The 1758-nt window shown below is 36.1% G+C and carries 1 protein-coding gene and 2 pseudogenes; 2 read left to right on the top strand and 1 reads right to left on the bottom strand.

Annotated elements, in window-relative coordinates; all coding sequences use genetic code 11:
- Nucleotides 1-16: 16 nt before the first annotated feature.
- Nucleotides 17-112: pseudogene (locus ABZ857_RS44100) on the top strand (IS6 family transposase); the annotation flags it as partial.
- A gap of 100 nt (nt 113-212) precedes the next feature.
- Here ABZ857_RS44100 and ABZ857_RS44105 read toward each other — a convergent pair.
- Nucleotides 213-1511 (bottom strand): polysaccharide deacetylase family protein, encoded by a 1299-nt coding sequence (locus ABZ857_RS44105; RefSeq protein WP_014017385.1) that lies wholly within the window; start codon nt 1509-1511, stop codon nt 213-215.
- A gap of 168 nt (nt 1512-1679) precedes the next feature.
- Between ABZ857_RS44105 and ABZ857_RS44110 the strand changes: the two are divergent.
- A pseudogene (locus ABZ857_RS44110) lies at nt 1680-1758 on the top strand (IS6 family transposase); the annotation flags it as partial.

Below are 1758 nucleotides of genomic sequence, written 5' to 3' on the forward strand. Positions count from 1 at the left end.
AGCAGGAGGAATGACGATGAATCATTTTAAAGAAAAGCAATTTCAGCAGGATGTGATTATTGTAGCCGTGGGCTACTATCTTCGTTATAACCTTATCCACGGTGTTCAAGAAGCAACTCCTCAGCAATAAGCGCTAGATTTCCAAAATATGAGAAACTATTTTAGAAATCTAGTTCTTATTTGCTCGGAGCTGGACGCTTCTTTCACAACCTCTATCCTCGATCTTTTTGGTCATACACTTCTTTGACGTTGATAAATTGATCAAGTATTGGATTTTCTCCTTTTAGGTCAGCTTCGAAACGGATACCGTCAATATTGATTCTGGCGTTACGGTAGTAGTCAGTTCCTAGTTGTCCCCATGCAGGAGTTGAGGCATCGACATTGCAGAAGATATCAAATCCTTGTTGTTTCAAGTAAGCAAATTTTTGATTTGCTTCAGAATAAGGTTGCCAATCGCTGATGTCAGCGCCAAATGGGTAGATCAAAATATTTGTTTTGCCTAAAATAGGTGCAACTTCATTTTGCCAACGTTCATTATCTTGTTGGATATCGGCTAAAGAAGCTTGTGTCATATTCAAGTGTCCCCAAGTATGAGAAGCAAAACTCCAACCATCTTTCTTTAATTGATCAGCAACTTTTTTGGCTGCTTCGATTTCTTTGTTTGTTTTTTCGTTATCACCATATTCTGATTTTGATGTACGGTAACCTAATACACCATTATAGCCTGTTAAAGCTAATGTTCCTTTGGCGCCTTGATAAGAAAAATCGGGATGTTTTTTAATGAATGAATCGATCAATGGAACCATATCATAGTCACCAACAGTTTCCTTCTTATTGTCGATATAAATATTCTTGATTTGGTTCTGTTTATCGACAATCAACTTACTTGGAAATCCTGAATTGTCCATGTATTCATAATAGCTGACATCGTCTTGCGAAAGAATTAACGGTTTCTTTCCTTCTGGAAGAGAAACACCTGTAAAGGTCAGTTTTCCATCTGTTCCTTTTTTGACTAATCCATTTAGATTAACAAGAACATAGTTATTTTTATATAACTGATCAATGGTTTTATTGAATTCGGAAATAGTGACCATATAATCTTTATACCCTTGTGCTTGCTGGGTATGAAAAGCCTTAGCTGGATCAACAATCAGACTATGAAAGAAGACGTGTGAGATTTTGGTCGGGTCTTCCCATTTTACCAAGGATTCTTTTTCTTTTTTCAAAGTTGCTAACAATTGTTGCGCTTCTTTGGCGTCGTCTTTTTCAAGTAAGGCGATGGCTTCATCATAATGATAACTTGCAGCAAGCTGTTTTGCTTGATCAAGCTGTTTCGTCGTTTGTTTATCTTCAACAGGTTTTGAGCTGCTGCTTGAGTGTTGAGTTGTTTGACTAGTGTTTTCTAATTTATTGTTTGTTACTGCTTGTGTAACAAAAAAGATACTTACACCTAGAATAATAACAGTGCATACAGAAGTGACAGCCAATATGATTTTGTGTGTATGTTTCATTTTATCGTCCCCTACTACTTTTTGATTTCAAAAACCCCCGTAAGCTTTTCTTAACCTTTTGAAAAACTTCCCATAACCATTGTAACGAATATAGGGTTCTGTTGCAAAGTTTTAAATCTACTATCAAATAAGGTAGAATAATAGAAAAAGATAGCAGGAGGAATGACGATGAATCATTTTAAAGAAAAGCAATTTCAGCAGGATGTGATTATTGTAGCCGTGGGCTACTATCTTCGTTATAACCTTA

Origin of the sequence: Microbispora sp. NPDC046933, from assembly GCF_040644635.1 — a bacterium.
Lineage (GTDB): Bacteria > Actinomycetota > Actinomycetes > Streptosporangiales > Streptosporangiaceae > Microbispora.

Coding starts and splice junctions, on each gene's coding strand:
- ABZ857_RS44105 (WP_014017385.1), bottom strand. CDS start 1,511: ATGAAACATACACACAAAATCATATTGGCTGTCACTTCTGTATGCACT.